22 protein-coding genes and 1 tRNA gene are annotated in these 20258 nt (G+C 39.8%); 7 read left to right on the forward strand and 16 right to left on the reverse strand.

Features of this window, described 5'->3' with window-relative positions; genetic code table 11:
* Positions 1–206 precede the first annotated feature (206 nt).
* Positions 207–569 (reverse strand): PAS domain S-box protein, encoded by a 363-nt coding sequence (locus ACMX3D_RS30005; protein WP_482749394.1) that lies wholly within the window; start codon positions 567–569, stop codon positions 207–209.
* Between the two features lie 279 nt (positions 570–848).
* On the opposite strand from ACMX3D_RS30005, the gene ACMX3D_RS30010 reads away from it, so the two are divergent.
* A complete protein-coding gene (locus ACMX3D_RS30010) occupies positions 849–1067 on the forward strand; it encodes a hypothetical protein (RefSeq protein ID WP_482749395.1) in 219 nt (72 codons plus the stop codon).
* On the opposite strand, the gene ACMX3D_RS30015 is transcribed toward ACMX3D_RS30010, so the two are convergent.
* The 3 genes from ACMX3D_RS30015 to pdxA form a co-directional block, all read right to left on the reverse strand.
* Entirely contained in the window at positions 1023–2882 is a 1860-nt protein-coding gene (locus tag ACMX3D_RS30015) for a response regulator (RefSeq protein WP_482749396.1), read from the reverse strand. The two genes, ACMX3D_RS30010 and ACMX3D_RS30015, sit on opposite strands and share 45 nt — an antisense overlap.
* Before the next feature lie 310 nt (positions 2883–3192).
* Positions 3193–3266 (reverse strand) — tRNA-Val (locus ACMX3D_RS30020).
* Positions 3267–3338: 72 nt separating this feature from the next.
* The gene (pdxA, locus tag ACMX3D_RS30025; RefSeq protein ID WP_482749397.1) at positions 3339–4433 is read right to left on the reverse strand and encodes a 4-hydroxythreonine-4-phosphate dehydrogenase PdxA; all 1095 of its coding nucleotides are present in this window, start codon (positions 4431–4433) and stop codon (positions 3339–3341) included.
* Between the two features lie 292 nt (positions 4434–4725).
* On the opposite strand from pdxA, the gene petM reads away from it, so the two are divergent.
* The 4 genes from petM to nblR all read left to right on the forward strand — a co-directional run bounded on the left by petM (position 4726) and on the right by nblR (position 7932).
* Complete coding sequence (petM, locus tag ACMX3D_RS30030) at positions 4726–4830, forward strand: cytochrome b6-f complex subunit PetM (RefSeq protein WP_190703862.1); 105 nt, start codon at positions 4726–4728, stop codon at positions 4828–4830.
* A 161-nt stretch (positions 4831–4991) separates the two neighbouring features.
* The gene (locus ACMX3D_RS30035; RefSeq protein WP_482749398.1) at positions 4992–5981 is read left to right on the forward strand and encodes an SDR family oxidoreductase; all 990 of its coding nucleotides are present in this window, start codon (positions 4992–4994) and stop codon (positions 5979–5981) included.
* A gap of 167 nt (positions 5982–6148) precedes the next feature.
* Entirely contained in the window at positions 6149–7066 is a 918-nt protein-coding gene (locus ACMX3D_RS30040; protein WP_482752459.1) for an NAD(+) kinase, read from the forward strand.
* 179 nt (positions 7067–7245) lie between these two features.
* Positions 7246–7932 carry a response regulator transcription factor NblR gene (gene nblR, locus ACMX3D_RS30045; RefSeq protein WP_482749399.1) on the forward strand — a complete coding sequence of 229 codons (687 nt, stop codon included), beginning with the start codon at positions 7246–7248 and terminating at the stop codon, positions 7930–7932.
* Positions 7933–7975: 43 nt separating this feature from the next.
* Here the strand turns inward: nblR and ACMX3D_RS30050 are convergent, their stop codons facing one another.
* Together ACMX3D_RS30050 and ACMX3D_RS30055 are read right to left on the reverse strand one after the other, a co-directional pair.
* Positions 7976–8251 carry a DUF5132 domain-containing protein gene (locus ACMX3D_RS30050; protein WP_482749400.1) on the reverse strand — a complete coding sequence of 92 codons (276 nt, stop codon included), beginning with the start codon at positions 8249–8251 and terminating at the stop codon, positions 7976–7978.
* A 116-nt stretch (positions 8252–8367) separates the two neighbouring features.
* Entirely contained in the window at positions 8368–8817 is a 450-nt protein-coding gene (locus ACMX3D_RS30055; protein WP_482749401.1) for a protein tyrosine phosphatase family protein, read from the reverse strand.
* A gap of 359 nt (positions 8818–9176) precedes the next feature.
* Between ACMX3D_RS30055 and cpdA the strand changes: the two genes are divergently transcribed.
* Positions 9177–9974, forward strand: coding sequence for a 3',5'-cyclic-AMP phosphodiesterase (gene cpdA, locus ACMX3D_RS30060; protein ID WP_482749402.1), 798 nt, complete (start codon positions 9177–9179; stop codon positions 9972–9974).
* 80 nt (positions 9975–10054) lie between these two features.
* Here cpdA and ACMX3D_RS30065 read toward each other — a convergent pair whose 3' ends face one another.
* On the reverse strand, positions 10055–10645 hold the full coding sequence (locus tag ACMX3D_RS30065) for a CpcT/CpeT family chromophore lyase (protein ID WP_482749403.1): 591 nt from the start codon (positions 10643–10645) through the stop codon (positions 10055–10057).
* A 184-nt stretch (positions 10646–10829) separates the two neighbouring features.
* On the opposite strand from ACMX3D_RS30065, the gene ACMX3D_RS30070 reads away from it, so the two are divergent.
* Positions 10830–12065: a tetratricopeptide repeat protein gene (locus tag ACMX3D_RS30070; protein ID WP_482749404.1), complete on the forward strand. Its 1236-nt coding sequence runs from the start codon at positions 10830–10832 to the stop codon at positions 12063–12065.
* A gap of 39 nt (positions 12066–12104) precedes the next feature.
* Here the strand turns inward: ACMX3D_RS30070 and ACMX3D_RS30075 are convergent, their stop codons facing one another.
* The 9 genes from ACMX3D_RS30075 to ACMX3D_RS30115 all read right to left on the reverse strand — a co-directional run bounded on the left by ACMX3D_RS30075 (position 12105) and on the right by ACMX3D_RS30115 (position 20033).
* Positions 12105–12428 (reverse strand): slr1957 family protein, encoded by a 324-nt coding sequence (locus ACMX3D_RS30075; RefSeq protein WP_482749405.1) that lies wholly within the window; start codon positions 12426–12428, stop codon positions 12105–12107.
* 555 nt (positions 12429–12983) lie between these two features.
* Positions 12984–13955: a hypothetical protein gene (locus tag ACMX3D_RS30080; RefSeq protein ID WP_482749406.1), complete on the reverse strand. Its 972-nt coding sequence runs from the start codon at positions 13953–13955 to the stop codon at positions 12984–12986.
* On the reverse strand, positions 13956–14927 hold the full coding sequence (locus tag ACMX3D_RS30085) for a hypothetical protein (RefSeq protein ID WP_482749407.1): 972 nt from the start codon (positions 14925–14927) through the stop codon (positions 13956–13958).
* Positions 14924–16447 carry a hypothetical protein gene (locus tag ACMX3D_RS30090; protein ID WP_482749408.1) on the reverse strand — a complete coding sequence of 508 codons (1524 nt, stop codon included), beginning with the start codon at positions 16445–16447 and terminating at the stop codon, positions 14924–14926. The genes ACMX3D_RS30085 and ACMX3D_RS30090 overlap by 4 nt, the downstream gene beginning before the upstream one ends.
* 4 nt (positions 16448–16451) lie before the next feature.
* Entirely contained in the window at positions 16452–17168 is a 717-nt protein-coding gene (locus ACMX3D_RS30095; RefSeq protein ID WP_482749409.1) for a hypothetical protein, read from the reverse strand.
* Positions 17165–18217: a hypothetical protein gene (locus tag ACMX3D_RS30100; protein ID WP_482749410.1), complete on the reverse strand. Its 1053-nt coding sequence runs from the start codon at positions 18215–18217 to the stop codon at positions 17165–17167. The genes ACMX3D_RS30095 and ACMX3D_RS30100 overlap by 4 nt, the downstream gene beginning before the upstream one ends.
* The gene (locus ACMX3D_RS30105; protein WP_482749411.1) at positions 18198–18989 is read right to left on the reverse strand and encodes a hypothetical protein; all 792 of its coding nucleotides are present in this window, start codon (positions 18987–18989) and stop codon (positions 18198–18200) included. The genes ACMX3D_RS30100 and ACMX3D_RS30105 overlap by 20 nt, the downstream gene beginning before the upstream one ends.
* Positions 18931–19488: a hypothetical protein gene (locus ACMX3D_RS30110; protein WP_482749412.1), complete on the reverse strand. Its 558-nt coding sequence runs from the start codon at positions 19486–19488 to the stop codon at positions 18931–18933. The genes ACMX3D_RS30105 and ACMX3D_RS30110 overlap by 59 nt, the downstream gene beginning before the upstream one ends.
* Positions 19485–20033 carry a hypothetical protein gene (locus ACMX3D_RS30115; RefSeq protein ID WP_482749413.1) on the reverse strand — a complete coding sequence of 183 codons (549 nt, stop codon included), beginning with the start codon at positions 20031–20033 and terminating at the stop codon, positions 19485–19487. Before ACMX3D_RS30115 ends, ACMX3D_RS30110 begins: the two co-directional genes overlap by 4 nt.
* Between the last annotated feature and the right edge of the window lie 225 nt (positions 20034–20258).

Raw genomic sequence — 20258 nt, forward strand, 5'->3', positions numbered from 1 at the left:
ACAGACCTCTCCCTCTCCTCAAAGGAGCAACAAAAAATGAGTGTTTTACTCCCCTCTCCTTGTAGGAGAGGGGCTGGGGGTGAGGTCAAAAAAGCATTCATCGAACTTACTTTATTATTGCCCGCAGAAAAGCGGCGCAGAAAGTTTTGCCGTTTACTATACACATTATTTTCCTATTCCCTATTCCCCGTTCCCTGTTCCCTCCATTAAAGAGGACGCAACATGGCCATAAAAATCCATTCTTCCTGATGTTTTTCTGCCATAATTAAATGCTCAGCTTCAATTTCTCGACCATCTTTGGTAATTCCTACAAGACGCACTGGATGATTGAGAATTGTAGAACTTTCTGTGGAGAGAAAGCGGGAAAAGCCAAGATGATGTGGGGCATGGAAACCCTCTGGAATCACTACTGTAATGATTTGACCGTTAATCTCAGCCATACTCCAGCCAAAAACCAAGGTAAAGCAATCATTGACATAAGTGACGAAGCCTTGTTGATCTGTAATCACAACAGGCACATCTGTTTCTCGCTTTATCTCAGCAAGAGATTTTATTACTGCTTCAGTCATAATAAGTAGGAGCTAGGCTGCTGATGATTGACTACACATCTAGTTTTGGGAATTTCTCATCCTGTTGCAAGATGTTATGGCGTTAGCCTAACGCACCTTCCCAGATTTGCGACGCGTTAAAACTATCGTTCATAACGCACCCTACTGGACTACATCTGAAATATTTTTTCCAAGTCGATACATTAGACTTCTTGCAGAAGTCGGGAAAAGGGTAAAGGGATAAAAAAAAACCCTTTCCCTTTTACCTTTACCCTTTCCCCCAAGAGTGCAAAACTATTTTTGCAAGGCGTGGCATTAACAATGCGAGGCGTGGCATTAACAATGCAGAGCATGGCATTAACAATGCAGGGCGTGGCATTAACAATGCAGGGCATGGCATTAACAATGCAAGGCGTGGCATTAACAATGCAGGGCGTGGCATTAACAATGCAAGGCGTGGCATTAACAATGCCTTTAAAAATTTGCCTTTTTACTTTTGCCTTTTTGATTTTGCAGTAAGCGGGTACGTTCCAGACGGTTGGTGATGCGGGTGAGCAATTCTGCTGCTACAACTGGCTTGCTGAGATAATCATCTGCGCCAATAGAAAATACCTGTTGAATTGTAGCGCGATCGCTACGAGCGGTAAGAAACAAAATCGGTAATCCCTGCCAATCAGGATCAATGCGTATTGCTTGACATAATTCAATACCATTAACTTGCGGCATATCTACATCTAATATCAGCAAATCGGGAACAACAGACCACAAAACTTCCCAAAAGCGCAAAGGATCATCTAAGGCTGTCACGGAAATTCCCTCAAATTCAAGCATGGGGCGTAATGCGGCCAGAAATACTGGGTCATCATCTACAACTAATACATTAATTGTTGATTTCTGGGTAACTAGCAATAATTGCTTTGCCATCTCCCAAACTTGCACTGCTGTTACAGGTTTGTGCAGCAATCCTCGTCCACCTGCACGCACTACCGCCACTCGATCTAATAAATTATCAGCAGCAGCCAGCACTAATGTCTGTACGGGTGGTGTTCGAGATGCCAAATCTGCTAAAAATGCCAGACTTTTTTTTTGTTGTTTAGCAGTATCTATTGTCAATACTACTAAATCTGCTGAGTGAGATTGCAGCCATTTTTTGCCTAACTTTAAGGTTGCTACTTGCTGCCAACTCATATTAGATGATTTGGCTAATTCCTGTAATTCTTGACCCAAATTCACATCGGGATCAATTAACAAAAGTCGCGGGGTGTCTGTGGGCGATGGTGCTTCATCTAAATTGAGTATTGCACTTAATTGATGCAGCAAATCTAAAAATTGTTGTTCCTGAACTGGCAACAATGCCGCATCTGATAACAAAATCTCTTCTATCTCTCGTGCTAAAACTGTTCCAGTTTCTTTATCAAACATCCCCAACACGCCTGCTAATTTGTGGGCTGCTTGCCTTGCATTTTGACGTAATTCCTGGGTAAGTTTTCGCTGATTGATTGCCTCTGCTGCTGTTTGTAGAGCTTGTAAGCGCTGCACCATCAAACCCCGATACTGCTGCCACAACTGAGCCATACCTTGCTGAAATTCCTGCTCAATCGATGATGAAGGGATGGAGACTGCTGAAACTTCTCTTTGTTCGTCTGCTTTCTCTAGTTCCTCTACAATTGTTCGCAATCGATACCCCAAACCATAAACGTTCTCGATTAAGTCTACAGCCCCGGCTGCTTTCAATTTTTGGCGCAGTCCTTTAATGTGTGCTTTGACAGTTTCTTCTAAAGGAGAATCTTCAAATGTCCAGAGATGCTCGACGAGTTGACCGCGACTAAAAACCCGTGAGGGATTTCGCATAAATACTTCGAGCAGAGTATATTCTTTAGGAGTTAATTTTAGAAGTTTGTTAGCATATTTGACTTCGCAACTACGTGGATCTAAATACAAATCACCTACTTGTAAGACAGTGGTAGGAACAACTTCGCCGCGTCGCAGCAAAGCTCGTAAACGTGCTTGCAGTTCTGCTAAATCTAGGGGTTTAATTAAATAATCGTCTGCACCTGCGTCTAGTCCTCGAATGCGATCGCTACTAGCATCTTTCGCTGTGATAAGCAAAATCGGGATGGTGTAACCTTCAGCACGTAAGCGTTGACACAACGTAATGCCATCGAGTCCAGGTAGCCCGACATCCATCAAAATTAAGTCGTAACTACTTGTTTGGGCATATTCCAAACCACTTTGACCATCCTGGACTGCATCTACAACGTAGTGTTGGCTGGTGAGAGATTGCAGCAATACACCGAGCAACACTTCGTCATCTTCAATCAGCAAAATTCGCATGGTAAAAGCTGTATTTATCCCTTCACAATCTTCTAATAATGTGCGATCGCTTTGCCCACATATTTAGTCACAAGTTAATACCTAGACCGTATTATTTTCCCCAACTCCGCATTACTCCGCGCTACTCTGCGTTTAAAATAGCTAGTAATGAACCTAAAAATTGACGCAAGCAAGAGCTTTACAAACTAAAAACTATATTTTTGAGTTAGAAAGCTATTGTATAACTTGTAAAACTAATTTACGAGTCAGAAATTTAATATACAAATTGACAATTACAAGCATCAATTTATACTCAGCACTATATTAAAAATGGACGTAACTGGATTCGAACCAGTGACCTCTACGATGTCAACGTAGCGCTCTAACCAACTGAGCTATACGTCCTTAACCACACAATCGTTTATGTTAGCGCGGATTTATCAAACTAGTCAAGTATTAAATTTTTTTTATAAATCATCAAGTATCCATTTCATCTTGCTTTCTAGCACTAGCTAACTCAGCAGCCAATTGTATGGCTGCTTTCATACTGGTAGAGTCAGCAATTCCTTTACCTGCAATATCAAATGCTGTACCGTGGTCGGGGGAAGTCCGCACAAATGGTAAACCAATAGAAGTATTCACAGCGCGGTCAAAGGCCATGAGTTTCACAGGAATCAAGCCTTGGTCGTGGTAAAGTGCCAAGTAAGCATCGGCTGGATTCTGTATGGATGAATTACCATACCAAGCTTGACCAGGTTTTACCCACATTGTATCTGGAGGAATTGGCCCTTCTAACTGCAAATGAGGGCGCTTTTTTTGCTCCTCCTTCAGCCAAGGAATCAACCAGTCTAATTCTTCAGTTCCTAGTTGTCCTTGTTCACCACTGTGAGGATTTAAACCTGCGATCGCAATTCTCGGTTTGCTGATACCAAAATCTTGCTGCAAGCACTCTAATAGTAAATCAAGTTTCTTGGTCAATAACTCCGGTGTAAGTGTATCTGCTACTTGACGCAGGGGAATATGTGTCGTAGCTAAAAGTGTGCGGAGTGTCCAACCAGTGTAAGGCGATCGCGCCACAAATAACATTCCATATCGCTCCACACCAGCTTTTTCTGCCAACAGTTCGGTTTGTCCTGGATAGTTGTAGCCTGCGGCTTTCCATGCTGACTTAGCAATGGGCGCTGTAACTATACCATCAAACTCGCCAGCCAGTGTTTGAGCGATCGCATATTCCATGTAAGCAAAACTCGCTGCACCACTCACCGCATCACCATTACCTGTGACAATCTCTCCTCTAACATCTTGATGAAATTGCACATCAACAACTTTTAAGCTATTGGGATTTGCCAAGGCTACTAAATTGCCAGACAAATTTAACTGGTCGTAAGTTTGTACCAGCAAATCCCCATTTCCTATCACTGTGACATCACAGTTTTGAGTAACTTCCAAATCAGCCAAAGCTTTTAAAATTACTTCTGGCCCGATTCCTGCGGGGTCTCCTAACGTCAACGCTAGGCGGGGACGATTTTCTCTGTGTGGTTTTACTAGAGAATTTTGCTTGCTTTGGTACATAGCACTACTTTATCGACATTTGTTATGAGCTTCCCTTGATCCCTCAATACTAGGGATTAACCATCAAACTAGTTTAGAATTATTTACACAGGTCTAATTCAACATTAGCTGTTGAGCAAATTCAGTTTAGCTGGGGTGTTCGGTCAAAGTAAAACTTCACCCCTCAACTACAAGACTGATAAAAATTAGATTTGAGCAAGCAAGTCTAATTGCAACACAGCCTAAAACATAGGAAATCTAAAGGTTAGCCTTTAGAATTATGACAAACCATTCACAAAGGAGAAACACAAAAATGGGTGGCGAAATTTTCAGTACAGCTTTTCTGGCTTTTAGCTTAATTTTCGTTGGTTGGGCAATAGGTGCTTTATTGCTGAAAATTCAGGGTGCTGAAGAATAATCTCTCTGGAGTCTGAAAAAATAGCGTGTCCGACAACGGACAACGCTGTTTCAATAATTCTCTGGTATTAAATAATTTCTAAGAAAAGTGTAAACTTTTGTTTACAGATATAATTCTGTTAAGATTCTTTTCATAAAACTTTAAGATTTAATACAACCCTCATGACATTACTAATAGTCGGTGCCACTGGCACCTTGGGAAGACAAGTGGCTCGTCGTGCGATCGATGAGGGGTATAAAGTACGTTGTCTTGTCCGCAGTAGCAAAAAAGCAGCATTTCTCAAAGAATGGGGTGCAGAACTCGCCGTTGGAGATTTGTGTTACCCCGAAACCCTCGCAGGTGCATTAGAAGGAGTAACCGCAGTTATTGATGCGGCCACATCCCGTGCTACTGATTCTTTGACTATCAGACAGGTAGACTGGGAAGGCCAAGTAGCATTAATTCAAGCGGCCAAAGCTGCGGGTGTAGAGCGTTTTATATTCTTTTCTATAATTGATGCCGATAAATACCCAGAAGTACCGCTGATGGAAATTAAGCGGTGTACAGAACTATTTTTAGCTGAATCTGGACTAAACTATACCGTTTTACGATTGGCTGGCTTCATGCAAGGGTTAATCGGTCAATATGGCATCCCAATTTTAGAAGGACAACCCGTTTGGGTAACTGGTGATTCATCACCCATTGCCTACATGGATACTCAAGACATTGCGAAATTTGCTGTCCGGGCTTTGAGTGTGCCAGCAACCGAAAAACAAACTTTCCCGGTAGTTGGGACTCGTGCTTGGAGTGCAGAAGAAATCATCAGTTTGTGTGAACGCTTGTCTGGTAAAGAAGCAAAAGTCACACGGATGCCTTTAAATTTATTGCGGACTGTGCGCCGTTTTGTCCGGTTCTTTCAGTGGGGATGGAATGTGGCAGACAGACTGGCATTTACAGAAGTCTTGGCCAGTGGCAGACCATTAAATGCCCCAATGGCGGAAGTATACAAAGTTTTTGACTTAGACCCCAAAGACACAACTACGCTCGAAAGTTACTTACAAGAGTACTTCAGCAGAATTATGAAAAAGCTCAAGGAGCTAAATTACGAAAAAACCAAGACCAAAAAGGAGAAAAACAAACGTTCTCCGTTTAAGAAGGTCAATAGTCAATAGTCAATGGTCAATGGTCAATAGTGCTGAGTAAAAAGTGCTGAGTGATAAATATGTATTCATTCTGCCTTCTTTCTTTTTGACTTTTACTCACAGACTAATGACTGGGTTGGCCAAAATATGTAAGGATTACATAGTACAAAGCATTGCCAAAAGTTGGATATTTGAATGTGCCGAAAGCAGGCATTATCTACAATGATTTAAAACCGGTAGCGGGTCGCGTCGCTATCGAACTAGAAGAGAAACTCACCGCTGCGGGTTGGGATGTATGTGTCACAACTAGTATTGGTGGGATATTGGGCTATTCTAATCCAGAAAGTCCTGTATGCCATACTCCTATTGACGGTTTGACACCCCCTGGTTTTGACTCAGACATGAAGTTTGCTGTTGTACTAGGGGGAGATGGCACTGTTTTAGCTGCGTCTCGTCAGGTTGCGCCCCTTGGTATTCCACTGTTAACAGTGAATACTGGTCATATGGGGTTTTTGACGGAGGCTTATCTTAATCAACTGCCTCAAGCGATTGAACAAGCAATGGCAGGTGATTATGAAATAGAAGAACGGGCAATGCTGACTGTGAAGGTATTGCGCGGGGAGTCGGTACTGTGGGAAGCCCTTTGCTTGAACGAAATGGTGCTGCATCGGGAACCATTGACTTGTATGTGTCATTTTGAAATTGCTATCGGTCGGCACGCACCAGTGGATATTGCAGCAGATGGTGTAATTGTTTCTACACCTACTGGTTCTACGGCTTATTCACTCAGTGCAGGCGGCCCGGTAGTGACTCCTGGCATATCTGCTTTACAGTTAGTACCGATTTGTCCCCATTCCCTGGCTTCTAGGGCTTTAGTGTTTCCAGATACAGAGACTGTTAGTATTTATCCTGTCAATATCCCACGTTTGGTGATGGTGGTAGATGGCAATGGTGGATGTTATGTCTTCCCAGAAGATCGGGTATATTTAGAGCGATCGCAATATAGTGTCCGATTTATTCGTCTACAACCACCAGAGTTTTTCCGCATCTTACGCGAAAAACTCGGATGGGGTCTACCGCACATAGCCAAACCCACCTCTGTAGAGTTACCTTAATTGTCAATGTTCAATAGTCCATAGTCCAAAGTCAAAATTGTTTCTTCAGCTTTTTTCCTGAATTGCTGGTTTATAAATAGAATTGGGAAACAAAGTTACAGCAAAGTGCTGAGTAAAAAGAGAGATTGATTTTTGACTCTTGACCATTGACCATTGACTATTGACTATTGACTTAATTTATGACAGTTGCTCACAGTCCCTGTGTTTTAGTGATTGAAACTGATGAAAGTCTTGCAAATCAGCTATCTTCTGATTTGCAAGAAGCAGGTTATGATGCGATTTTGGCTCACGATGCAGCCAGTGGTTTACAATACAGTCGTGATTGTCAACCTGCTTTAATTGTTTTAGACCGGATGTTGGCAGGAGAATCAGGACTTTCGTTGTGTAAAAATCTCAGAAGCGCTGGAATGCGTTCTCCTGTGCTAGTTTTAATGGCTAGAGATACAGTTGATGACCGTGTAGCCTGTCTCGAAGCGGGGGCGGATGACTACATTCTTAAACCTTACCGCCCAGAAGAATTTTTAAAGCTAATTCGCCTTTATTTAAAACCTGATATAGATACTACAGAGCAGTTACGCTTTGGGGATTTAGTTTTAGATATATCCACCCGCCGCGCCATACACAATGGGCGGGTAATTGATTTGACAATGAAAGAGTTTGAGTTATTAAAATATTTGATGGAACATCCCCGTGAGGTATTAACCCGCGAACAAATTCTAGAAAATGTCTGGGGTTACGATTTTATGGGTGAGTCGAATGTAATTGAGGTGTATATTCGTTACCTACGCCTCAAAATTGAAGATGAAGGTCAAAAACGCCTCATTCAAACTGTGCGGGGTGTGGGATATGTACTAAGAGAGTCTTAGTAACTGGTTGACTTTTAAACGCAAAGTTACGCTGAGTTTCGTACTAGGTTTCTCTGGGTTCAGCTGATTTCATGCGTTCTTCGCCAACTTCAGCCCTAGCTTCAGCGATGATATCATCCCAGGTTTCGCTAACTTCTGCGATCGCGTCTTTGCTCTTTTCGTAGAATACGATTCCTTTTTTCACAACCGCTTTGGCTAATGGTCTACCAACACCAGCTATTACTGGCAAGAATACAGGCACAAGCACAACTCCGACAATCCCTGTAATTCCTAGTCCTTCGGCTAAATCTCCAAGGTCTGGTAAAAGTTTTATTGACATAATTGTGTTCACCTACCTTGTTTTACTTAAGTTTAGTTTAATTCTATTTTGTTAAAACTGACGCAAACAAGCCGCAGATTGCAAAGTAATGTAACTTTTATCTGACGATGATTGAACTACGCTTTTTCGACTTGATCGCCAATATATTTATCTAATAAAAATTGCTTAAGATGTGGTTGTTCTAAATTAATGCCAAGTTCACTAGCTCTTTGAGTAATTTGTTCATAAGTTAAACCTTCACTAATAGCAGCCGCTATTAAAGCGATACCACCCGCTCTTGCTCCAGCTGCACAATGAATCAAAATTGGTTTAGGTAAGTTTTCAATCTTTTTAATGGCTAACTCTGTAAGTTCCTGATTTGCTTGTGAAGGCTTTAATGGGACGTTAGCGTATTCTAGTCCCGCTGCTTCTGCTTGTTGCTGTTCGTCGTTTAAAAAACCTACTTCTTCAGGGGAACGTAGATTTAGCACCGATTTAAAACCTGCTTGTGCTAACTGCTGTAATTCCTCAGAAGTTAATTGTCCCGCAATACTAAGATTTTTACTAACTTTTTTGCTATTACTCATAAAAATACGGTATATCGATTGTTTTTATGCAGTATAGCAGTTTTAAATCATTCCTGAACAACAAGCTTCCCGTCTTTTTTGAGCGCTATAAACTACAAAAAATAAAATTTGTATCTTATGATAGATGCAAAAAAAATTTGTTTAAAATTGTATTTTTATGAACGGCTTTGAGTATAAAGATTACTTAAAGTATGGCAAATTGTTTTTGAGCTAAAGCTTTGATTTTCAAAGTAAGTTGGCACATTGAATTCTATGGCAGACATTGACTATCAAGCTGGTTTTGCTACTTGAATTAAAGTCAGTGTGCTGTCCGTAACACAAATCAGGGTACAGAGATCAGCATAGTGTGAGCAGTGAAGATGAACCAAATATCTCCCGTATCAATTGCTCAGGTAACAGATATACATCTGTTTGCCTCAGAAAAACATCAACTGCTGGGAATGCCTACAGTTGAGTCGTTTAAGGTAGTGATGGAGCGATTAAAGGAGCTAAAATCGGAAATTGATTTACTATTATTAACGGGAGACTTATCTGGGGATGGTACTTCCGAATCTTATGAAAATCTGCAAAGCATAGTTAATCAATTGCAAATCCCTACTTACTGGGTACCAGGAAATCATGACTGTGCGATCGCTATGAATGAAATTCTTAATATAGGAATGATTTCCCGGCGAAAGTCCTTCCAGCGCGGTAATTGGAATTTTATTTTACTGAATTCAGCTGTACCTGAATGTGTACATGGTCATCTGACAACTGACACTCTAAGTTGGTTGGACTCGGAATTAGCAAAATTAGGTAATAACCCGACATTGTTAGCGCTGCATCATCCACCTTTTTTAATGAATTCTGCATGGCTTGATAGTAGCAGCCTCCAAAACCCAGAAGAATTTTTTGCGGTTATTGATCGCCACCCACAAGTTAAATTAGTTTTATTCGGTCATATTCATCAACAATTTCAACACCAACGTCGCAAAGTTACCTATTTAGGAACACCGTCTACTTGTATTCAGTTTCGTTCCCATAGTCCAACTTTTGCTATTGACCAAAAAGCACCAGGTTTCCGCTTGTTGAAACTATACCCCAGTGGTATCTGGGAAACATCTGTGGAAAGAGTTCCCTATTTTCATCCACTGGAGTTAGCAGCAACAGGATATTGACTTTGGTCAATGGTCAATAGTCAATGGTCAAAAAGCTAATATCCCTAGTGACTCGGCGTTCAGTACTCAGCACTTTCAACTCAGCACTTAACTTCATCGGCAAAACTAGCCCACCGCACAAAGTAAAATGGCCCAGCGACAGAACCCCAGATATGTTCATCGGTTTCTGGGTCGCGTCCTCTGTCAAGGCTGATAAATTTCTCTTCGTCAATTTCAAATTCGCTGTCTAAGTATGTTCTTTGGCCTTTGCGAAACACAATACAGCCTTTCCCTGGTTCTACACTACCTTTGAAGCTATTACCAGTCCACTCGACAATCATGTTACAGCCTGGTAATTTTTCTAAGTCATCGGCTGTTAGGGTTTTGAGACGTTCTAAGTTACGGGATGCACCGTAAAATTTTTCTTCTTGTTTAACAGTGTAGTTTTCAATGTGGATGCGATCGCCTGCGTCCAATAACTTTAACACCCGCAAGCGATAAGGATCATTCAACATATAGTCATAAGCTTGTTCCACAAAAAAACTTACCCCTGATAACAAGTCCAAAGGTAAGGGACGCATACACACACGGATATGTGCATAAAATGGCGGATTTTCAAAAGCTTGCGCTTGGTTACTAAAATCAGCCGCCATCCACCGCGCTAAGGTAGTAATATCTGTAGAGCTTGTCATTTATAGATTATCTTGCGTTGCTTAAAATCTCTTTGAGTATTTTAATGAAGTATGAAGTCTGAAGGCTAAAGTATGAAATTTTATGAAGGAAAAATCTCCTCGTGCTTGGAGAATTTTGATAAAAATATCGTCATTATGGAGCTAGTCACTAATTCTTATCTAACTCCAGTACGGTAAAGTAGTTATGCTCAGACGCTTATGTGCGATCGCAACTTTCAGTATTCTACTAAATAGCTCTTTAACATTAGCTGCACCTAAAGATCCTAGCCAAGCAGATAAATTTCCCCCTAGTCCTCTAGAAGTTACCACACCCGATCCCTTGGTGCGGCCTTCTGCTAATAAACAACCGTTAACTGCGGAAGAACAGCAAACTCTAGCAACTGCATTAGATGATTTAAATCAACAAGCAGCGGCGACTCTGCAAGCTGGAGATAGTGTTAAGGCGTTTGAAATTTGGAACCGCGAATTACGCTTGCGGCGCTATTTGGGTACAATACCTGAAGTTCAAGCATTATCGAGGGTAGGTGCGATCGCTTGGAATCAAAATGACCGTCAACAGATATTTTATATAACTCAACGATTGCAAGCAATTCAAAAACAAGCTTTATCACCAAAAACAATTGCTCAACAAGGTGTGAATTTAGAATTGTTGCAGGCTTTAGGTGAAGCTTATCAAAATGTGCGATCGCCTAAAAATGCTTTAGAAGTTTACAATCAAATCTTAACGGCGGTGCGACAGCAAAAAGATACAACCACAGAGTTAGCAACTCTCCAGACAATTGCAGAACTAAATCTGAGTTGGTTCGATTATCCCAAAGCCGCCGCTACATATCAAGAGTTATTAACGATAGCTTCTGCTAACAGCGATCGCATTAGTGAGCTAACATATCTAAAACAGTTAGCTTATATTTACCAGCAAAGCAAACAACCGCAACAGGCTATCGATACATTAAATAAGTTAGCCCGAATGTATACCCAGCCAGAAGATATTCTCAAATTACCAGAATTAAAATTAGCGATCGCAAGTAATTATGAAACTTTAGCAAAAGAAAATCCTAATCTGCTGCAAGACGCTTTTAATAACTATCAACAAGCTTATACAACTGCTTGGGAATCACAGCAATTTGTCTTAGCTGCGGAAGCTTTACAAAAGTTAATTGCCTTATATCGTTCTCAAGGACAAATTGATGCAGCATTACAAACAAGCCAAATTCTTGTAGAGACACAAGCAAAAACTTCTAACTATTATGGCTTGATGCAAGCTTATGATCAGATTGGGCAAATTTACCTACAACAAAAAGATTATCCTCAAGCACTCTCAGCGTTTCAACAAGGCTTACAACTCGCCCAACAACTGAAACATGAGGAATCTTACTTTACGCAACAAATTGAAAAAGTCTCAAAAGAATCTGGTCAATAGTCAACTTCCATACCATTAACTATTGACCATTGACTCTGATTAAACATCTTCCATTTCAAATTGAGCTACCGTTACAGCGTTAAAGGCAAAGGCCAAAACCAAAGGCATTGGACATCTGAGTATAAAGGTGCTAACGACAGCTGCAACCGTGCCAATTACTGCGGACATCGACCAAATTCTTTCTTCAATGGTGAGTCCTTTTGCTGCTTTAATTCCTCTCAAAACATGAGATGGAATTGGTTCCGGCATTACTCCACCTGGAGGAAATGCCCAATAATTATTACGTCGCTCGACAAACAATTCTGTCCAGCCATTTTCTTGGCACCAAGCCTCAATCCATTCCAGAGAATAATGTTTCATCATTTGTTTAATGCTGCTGGTGAATTTTGTGTAGTTGCTGAATATAAACTGATAGTTTTCTAACTAGCAAGTGGCAATAGAAATAAACCGACCGTTAGAGAAGGCTAAAAAGCCTATTTTGTAACTTCTTGAACTTTTGCCTTCCTCCTGCCTTCTTGTAGTAGCCAAGCAACTATTTATGAAACTAAAGTTAATTCTCCTCTTGTGCAGCTGGCCAAGCATTCAAGACAGATAATCAATATGCTCAAGCAACGCTGACTACTCACCTTAATAAGAAGACTAACAGGCGATAATGTCGGTTAACAGCAAAAGTTAATAAACTTTACTCAGAAAATTCATAATAAAGAAATGTAACTAATTCTATTTATAGATGAATAATATTGACGAAGAATGCAGAGGTCTCAACAAAAAAGTGTGGGTTTCCGCCCACCACCATATAGACAACTAATTTTTTTATTTATCTAGGTGTTTCAGCACTTATTCATCCTGAATTCTTACTCCTGACTTCTGAATTTTAGTTAATAAGAATATTTATATCGCAAAATGCGATTCATAAAATCAAGAAATGTAAATATGTCCTACTAAATCTCCCAATTCCATGTACGCGCATTCTTGACGAGCTTCGCAAGCTACAGGAATAGTCGCACTACTACGGTTGATACTGCCGGATATAAAATAGTTTGAGCCGACTGTTGTATCTCCATTTTCAGATGTTCCTAATACTAAAGATGCAATTCCAATTACACTAAACTCTGTATTAATGGGCTGAGGCATTTTATCAAATGGCACGTTATTTAGCCCCGGAACCTGATTAATAAAACTCTGCTGCCAGCCTGAAAATCTTGCTAATTGTGTTTGGGTCAGCCCAGGCACTGAGTTGATAGGATATCGACTTAAATCAAGCTTACCTAATGGGGTATTAGCGGCTTGTGGATTAAATTGTAAGATTTGGGCTATTTTACCACTTGCAGCAATTTTAAAAGAATTTTTATCAGTTGTATTTGATTTTGTAGCACCTGCAACTAATGAATTAGGAGTTATATTACTATCAGCGACTTGAGCAAATAAATCATAAATAGGCGGAACTTGGCTAATATCAAGGTTGCCTAATGCAGGAATTGCTTTAACTAGGGTTTTGGGAGTTTGCCACTGTATCAATCCCAAATTTTTGAGTGTCAGTTTAGAATCAAGTGCTACTATTGCAGATATATTTTTTAAGCTGAAAGAACTCATTTTAAAAGCATCTTCCACATCTCCCAACATGACTATAGAATCTATTTTTTGTCCAGCCGACCAAGAACGGGAAGGATTATACCCAAATCTATCAACTAACTCTGGTGAAATATTGAGATATCCAGGCTGTTGAACTGGTGCTAAGTTACTCCAAGTTATCTTTGACCAGTCAGGAATTTTTACCTCGTATTCGGCTAAAGTACGAGTCTCAGTTGGTGTTTGAGCTTGTGTTTTGATTGATGTAGCGGCTATCAAAGCTGTTGAAGCTACTAACAATAATTTTTTCAGCTTCAGCATTTATCTACCCCTGTTTATTAACTGTTCAAATAAGGCAGATGGTACACCAGATAGAGAAATTGCCTCATTTTGGCTTTTACCTCGTCGTAGTAATCGAATAGCATCTTGAAACTTTTTCCAAGTACTTGAATAAGGCTTAATTTCTCGATTAGAAACAGCTGTTGCTAATCCATAAGCCAAAGCATTGGCATCGTTTCTTGGAATTGAATTGCTCCCAAATGTATGCTTAGACAGAGCTACAGTAGTACTTGAATTACTTACAGCAATAGCACTTGGAGGCAGAGAATTACCGTCTAATAACTTGTCTCCCTGGCTACTTCTCGTACTTTCTTCCCTTTTCGCTACTGTTCTTCGTTGAGAAATCAGTTTTGTTGTTGCTGGTTTTTTTGTTACAGTGGGGTCTGTCGGTTGTTGAGAAACTGGCTTTGTAGTTACTAATTCTGCCCTTTCTCCGGCGGTAGTTAATGTTGGTTGCCTCAAAACAGGTAACGGTTTTTGAGAGTCAGGTTGAATAATTAAACTTGTATAAGATGGCTGACCTTTAGCTGGAATTAACCTAAATTGATATTGTTTTTGACCATCTGCACTATTCGTGAGAACGGTAATTTGAGTACTGCCATCACTACTGGAAGTCAAATGCGGAAAGTTAATTGGTTTAATTTGTCTCAAAAATAAAACTGTAGCTCCTCCAGCCCCACAGCTTTCATCATTTGATACCCCTTGCTGGCATAACTTACCATTGGAAGTTAAAGAAAAATGAGTTGGATCTCCCAGCCAAACTTGCTTGATAACCTCACCAGTGGACATAAAGTTTATCGTTAGTCCATAACCCTGCCAAACTTTTAAATCAAGTCCTGTAGAGCTATTGCCTTGGGCATCTCGTGAATAAACATTTCTCGCTGCTGGTAATGCTAGTAACTGCCCTGCATTTATAGCTAATGCTGTTGCTAATAAAAAAGTTAAACTCTTCATATCAATATCGATTGATTTACAAAAACTTGTACTTGCTTGCCTGCTTCAATTACAAATACTTGTTGCTGTCTTTCTAAACCTTGTATTTGCTGTTCATTAGAAGTTTTCATTCTCCCTAGAATCTCGTTAAGGCTGCCTTCTGTAAAACCTGCTATTAAATTCTTTTCACTATTGCTCGTACTGGTCGTAGTTACCCCATTTGAGCTAATAGAAGTTTCGCTGTTAGCTCTATTTTGAATTTCGGCTGCTTTTGATAAGCCAGACAACAGTGATGCCATGAGCGAATTTCCTAAATTACTTCCGCCTTTACGAGATTCAGCTTTTAGTAATTTGCCACTTTTACCTAATATCAAAATTGAATTTGGCGGTAATTGTTTTTCTTGAGTTTTACCATCAACATTGACCAGTGCAGAAACTGCCGTCATCTGCGCTATTTCTGAATTAGTTGGGTTAAGAATAGCGACAACATAAGACCCCTTGGGTAAAACCTCAGAACCATCAGAACCTTTTAAAGGTTGCGATAACCGAATTAAACAGTTTTGTTTTTGCTGATCGTTAACACTACTACCCATCCAAGCAATGGGAGTTTCCATAATACCCGCCGCACGAGTCCCTACCAAAACCTGCTTACCATCGTAATTAGTTGGTAGTGGTTGGGATAAATCTTGATTTTGATTAGCAGCACTTACTGGTCTGATTCCTGTGCCTCCCTCTACTTTTGCATTTGCTAAATTCAGTTCTTCATTGTTGAACTGGTCATTGCTAGGATCACCAGAAGAGTAATTACCTACGTTCGCTACTGCTAACCATTCCTGCATTGGGTCTTTAGGTGTTGCTTTGACTGAAGGTAGCGGGGTTAAATTTCTAACACTCGTCTTTAGAGGTAAAGGTTTTGGTGATGATTTAGGCATTGGCACAGGCGCAACTTGCCTAATTGGAGGATTAGTAGGCACTCGATAGCTAGGGTTAGCTCTAATTACTGGAGTAGGCTGCTGTGGCGGTGCTTGATATGTTGTGACTGGGCGTGTTGCTATTGGTTGTGTCCTAAACGTAGGTTTTGGGGCAATTGTGGGCGTGGGTGCTGGCGCAGGCGGTACTGATACTGCTTCACCATCTTTTTTCCCAATGGCTTGTAACTCACCTTTTTGACTAGTGAGAGCCATCGCGGTCTTCATGTCTGCATCTTCATCTTTTGCAGTTTTGCTATCAGCAGGCTGAATCTTTTTAGTACTTTCTTGAGTTTGATGATCGTTAGAAGGCTTAAAAGCTCCTGTAATTGTGCTAATCATCGCCCCAAAACTCATTACTAACAGCAAAACTCCACTAGAAATTGTCAACCCTTTCAATAAAGGGTGTCCGGCCACAGGGCGAGTAGTTACAATCTCTTCTGGCTCTGCTTTTTGAGTATCGTCTGTTGATGATGTGGATGATATTGTTGAATCATTTTTTATTTCTGCTCCATTCATTTGGGCAAATTCTTGCCGATAATTGTTAGTTTCGGCAGTAACTTGATTTGACATAAAGCTACCTTCCCAAATCTAAATCTTGAATTCGATAAATCTCCATTCCTGCTTTTCGAGCGTTGTAAGCTGCAATATGCTGCGCGGAGGGGTTATTAGGTAAAGGTGGAGTATTTATTGCTCTGATAAAGATAGTTTTATTAAAAGAAATTGCATTACCTAATTGGTCTTTACCTTTGAATACTACTAAATTAGCAACCATATCTAATTGCCACTTTCCTGGTTCTATTTTTTGAGGATTGGACAGATAACGTACTAATAAAGCTGACTGAGTATCCCCAGTAAAGACATCAGAGGGAGTTAAGCTGGCAATTTCCCGTAAGAAACTCGCTCTAAAATCTTCTGATAATGCAAATCCCGCACCCCAAGTATTTGTGGTTAACTTCTTATCAGATATTTGTACTCCTGGATCTAGTTTTAATTCTCTAGGATTTAAGGTTTCATATGATGACTTTGGGATAGCATTCCAACTCATCAAATTCATCATGGTACGCCCAGCAAAATCCATAATAGCTTGGTCAGTTCTGTCTTTTTCTCCTACAGCAATTGCTCTGATAGAAGTACCATCTTGTAATTCAACTAAGGTAGGTCTACTGTTAGAGATTTGACCTAATTTACTAGAATTAGCTAAAGTTGTTAAAAATAAAAATATTAAAATTATTAATTGTCCCATTGATAACAATGGCGAGAAGTTTATTTCTTTCTTATCAAGTAATCTCATCTGAATACCCTCCCAGAGATTAACCTGGCACTACTAGAAAAACAAGAAAAAGCTGCCATCCCTGCACCACTACCCATTGCCACTGCCAAGATTGGAGATAAAATTGCCTCTACTAACTGCAAGAACAAAGGATTATTACTATCTGCATTCACAATAGAACTAGCAGCAATTCCACAAACTATTGAGTGCGACATTAGTACTAAGGTTAACGCCAACCATCCTGATATCCAGGCATAGATGGGCTTACCTCCAAAAGGAAACAATGAAAGTACTAAGAAGATAGGAGCAACATAGGCATTTAATAAAAATGCTATTTGCACAATATATTGAAATGCTGCTTGTAAACCACTAAATATGATCCAAGATAAGGCTTGCACCATTGAGTTAACAAACTGACCACCAATATCAATTGGATTCCAACTATTTGAGTAGGAAGATAATCCATATTTCTCTTTGTATTCTTGAGCTTGTTGTTTAGCTTGTTTGATTTTTTCTTGCTTACATATTTCCTGCGGATTAGTCGGATTTCCTTGCTCATCTTGAGCTTCTGTAGGTTTTTTTAAACATTCTTGTATTTGTGTTTGAACTGACAAAGCAAACGCCTGATCCATATTTGCAGTACGAATAGCATCTCTCAAGGTAATCCCATCTCGTGTAATGCTTAATAATCTATCGTTCAAATTAATAGCTGTATTACGAAACATTAGAGATGTGGATGCAAGGAGTTGCCCATTATTCACTGTCAACATTAGACAGACTAATAATGGATATATCATTTCATTTAAAACTTCATTACTAAAACCTTCCTGAGTTAATCTTGAATACCAGCTTAGTGACCAAAAAGATACAAAAACAACACCACATAAAGCAGATATAGCAACTACTGCTTTATAAATTTCACTCTGATTATTAATTAAATCCTGCCAGTCTTGATTAAATGAAGATACAACCAAACGAGAACCATTAATTGCGCCATCAACTATATCATCAGCGTTTGTATCTCCTGTGGCTGCTAGTAAGTACAAGAAGTTAATTGGATGAATTACCATTGCTCTTCTCCCAAAAACTATCAGCAAATGCCGCTGCTCCTAAAATCTGTTTAGCACTAGATTTATTGTTAGCTTGGTCTTTTCGTGCTGATTCATCTAAATTATTTGAAATATCGCTCAAATTGATATTAGCTGCTGATAATGCTCGTGTTTGTTTTTGCGCTTCACCATGAATCGATTTAGTAATAATCGTTGTTTGCAAGTTTTGAACTGCCATTTTTTTTAAAATGTCCTGAGTAATGACATCTGTTTGCACTTTATCAGCATTATTAGATGAATTCTCTAGAGCTTCATTGCTCATTTCACCTTCTTGAAACTGAGTTTTTTGTCCTTCCCTACCCAGCACAGATTCGGAAAGTCCATAGGTATAAGCCCGATGCCATCGTTTTTGAGCGTAGTCACCTTGATTTTGAGAATCAGTATCGACTAAATCAGTGTCTTTTTTTTGAATGATTGCTTTTATTTTTTTACCTGCTTCTAAGGGGTCAGGGATGCCTAAATCACCATTTGTAGAATCAATAACTATCTCTATATTTTCATTCTCATCTTCATTCTTATCCGATTCTGAATCTTTTGATTTATTACCAAACTCTTTGCTGTACAGCTTAATATATCCTTGTAAGCTAGTGATGACTTGCTGAAATTGTTCCAGAAAGGAAGATTTAGCTGTAGCTGGTAAAGTTGAAAGTACGACAAAGGTAACGATTAAGGTGCTAAAAACTACTAAACGTCGGCATATAGGGAGTAACATCAATTGGTTGAGCGATTTCATACAAATTCTCCAACGCTACTGTAAAAGAATTAGGAGAGCAAGCAGATATTACTTGAGCTTTAGTACCTAATCTCTTTTGACCAGATACCATCAATGGCTCTGGGAGATATCTATCACTTTTCTGAGATAATCTTTCAAAGAGTTTCCCTTCATGGCGGGGACTATCTGGTATTAAAGATGCTGGTTTTGAATACATCAAAATATAATTCTTACCAGCTTGAAAATCTGTATTAATTCCTGGCTGATTTACTTTCTTATCAAATTGCTCTTGCGCTATAGCTGCATAACGAACTCCTCTAAGAATTCGGTCGCTTTCTACGTGTTGATTAGCATTGTTTAAAGCTTGTTGGCAAGCTTTCTGTTTTTCAGCAACATACTTTTCATGTTCCTGTTTCTGCCACTTCCAAACTTCAAAGGATGCTAATGATGTAACAACTCCTAAAATAGCTATCAAAACTTTATATTGTGCAAATCCAGTAGCAATTTCTAGCTTTTTCATAAAGGCTTTCCTTGCTTAATGCAATCCACATAATATTTAGAAAACTCAGCAACCCACTTAAACTTATTTGGATACATAGATTTAAATCGGTCACGGGCTGCTTGTTCTTCTCGACTATTAGCTACTAATGCCAAAATTGGGTAAGAAGGATAGTAACGACAGCGAATGTATTTGTTGTTGTAATCAAGCAACCACAATGTATATAGCTGTTTAATGTTGGGGCGGAAGCTTTCATTTGAATCAATAATTTGCTTAGGTATTCCTAAATGCTCGGAAAAACTCTTTGCGGCCCCCGGCACTATTCGCCCAACCAACCGACAGGGCATATTTTGCAAGATTTGCTCCCCTGCTTCTGAATTAGCGATCGAAAGAATGTCTTGACCTGCCAACATGACTCGACAACCTGATTTTCGGGCAGTAGCACATTTGCGGCCTACTAAACGTGATAAAGCAGGGAAGCGCAACAACACACTCGATTCATCCATGAAGAACACACTATTTGGTGCTGATAGGGATTGGCGGGATGCAGCGATGTATGCACTCATCCCAAACAGGGACTTCCAAGAAATAAATTACTCAGCAAAAATCATAATTTGATATCTATAAGATAATGATAATCATTCTGAGGGGGGTGAGAGGCGGTTGCCGACGGCAACCGCCTCTCACCCCCTAAAAACACTCATAAAAAAGTCTGCACTCTGTAAATAATGTCAGGTGCATTATCATCATTAATATTGATATTTTTTTAGCTGAAAGCTTTAAAAATAGTC

The sequence above is a fragment of the Anabaena sp. TISTR 8404 genome, from assembly GCF_056847745.1.

Excerpts from the sequence above, each read along its gene's own strand:
- ACMX3D_RS30055 (WP_482749401.1), bottom strand. The coding sequence starts at position 8,817 with ATGAGTAATAGCAAAAAAGTTAGTAAAAATCTTAGTATTGCGGGACAA.
- ACMX3D_RS30085 (WP_482749407.1), bottom strand. The coding sequence starts at position 14,927 with ATGAAGAGTTTAACTTTTTTATTAGCAACAGCATTAGCTATAAATGCA.
- ACMX3D_RS30110 (WP_482749412.1), bottom strand. The coding sequence starts at position 19,488 with ATGAAAAAGCTAGAAATTGCTACTGGATTTGCACAATATAAAGTTTTG.
- petM (WP_190703862.1), top strand. The coding sequence starts at position 4,726 with ATGGGTGGCGAAATTTTCAGTACAGCTTTTCTGGCTTTTAGCTTAATT.
- nblR (WP_482749399.1), top strand. The coding sequence starts at position 7,246 with ATGACAGTTGCTCACAGTCCCTGTGTTTTAGTGATTGAAACTGATGAA.
- ACMX3D_RS30035 (WP_482749398.1), top strand. The coding sequence starts at position 4,992 with ATGACATTACTAATAGTCGGTGCCACTGGCACCTTGGGAAGACAAGTG.
- ACMX3D_RS30115 (WP_482749413.1), bottom strand. The coding sequence starts at position 20,033 with ATGAGTGCATACATCGCTGCATCCCGCCAATCCCTATCAGCACCAAAT.
- ACMX3D_RS30075 (WP_482749405.1), bottom strand. The coding sequence starts at position 12,428 with ATGATGAAACATTATTCTCTGGAATGGATTGAGGCTTGGTGCCAAGAA.
- ACMX3D_RS30105 (WP_482749411.1), bottom strand. The coding sequence starts at position 18,989 with ATGAAATCGCTCAACCAATTGATGTTACTCCCTATATGCCGACGTTTA.
- ACMX3D_RS30080 (WP_482749406.1), bottom strand. The coding sequence starts at position 13,955 with ATGCTGAAGCTGAAAAAATTATTGTTAGTAGCTTCAACAGCTTTGATA.
- ACMX3D_RS30065 (WP_482749403.1), bottom strand. The coding sequence starts at position 10,645 with ATGACAAGCTCTACAGATATTACTACCTTAGCGCGGTGGATGGCGGCT.
- ACMX3D_RS30015 (WP_482749396.1), bottom strand. The coding sequence starts at position 2,882 with ATGCGAATTTTGCTGATTGAAGATGACGAAGTGTTGCTCGGTGTATTG.
- pdxA (WP_482749397.1), bottom strand. The coding sequence starts at position 4,433 with ATGTACCAAAGCAAGCAAAATTCTCTAGTAAAACCACACAGAGAAAAT.
- cpdA (WP_482749402.1), top strand. The coding sequence starts at position 9,177 with ATGAACCAAATATCTCCCGTATCAATTGCTCAGGTAACAGATATACAT.
- ACMX3D_RS30090 (WP_482749408.1), bottom strand. The coding sequence starts at position 16,447 with ATGTCAAATCAAGTTACTGCCGAAACTAACAATTATCGGCAAGAATTT.
- ACMX3D_RS30095 (WP_482749409.1), bottom strand. The coding sequence starts at position 17,168 with ATGAGATTACTTGATAAGAAAGAAATAAACTTCTCGCCATTGTTATCA.
- ACMX3D_RS30070 (WP_482749404.1), top strand. The coding sequence starts at position 10,830 with ATGCTCAGACGCTTATGTGCGATCGCAACTTTCAGTATTCTACTAAAT.
- ACMX3D_RS30005 (WP_482749394.1), bottom strand. The coding sequence starts at position 569 with ATGACTGAAGCAGTAATAAAATCTCTTGCTGAGATAAAGCGAGAAACA.
- ACMX3D_RS30050 (WP_482749400.1), bottom strand. The coding sequence starts at position 8,251 with ATGTCAATAAAACTTTTACCAGACCTTGGAGATTTAGCCGAAGGACTA.
- ACMX3D_RS30100 (WP_482749410.1), bottom strand. The coding sequence starts at position 18,217 with ATGGTAATTCATCCAATTAACTTCTTGTACTTACTAGCAGCCACAGGA.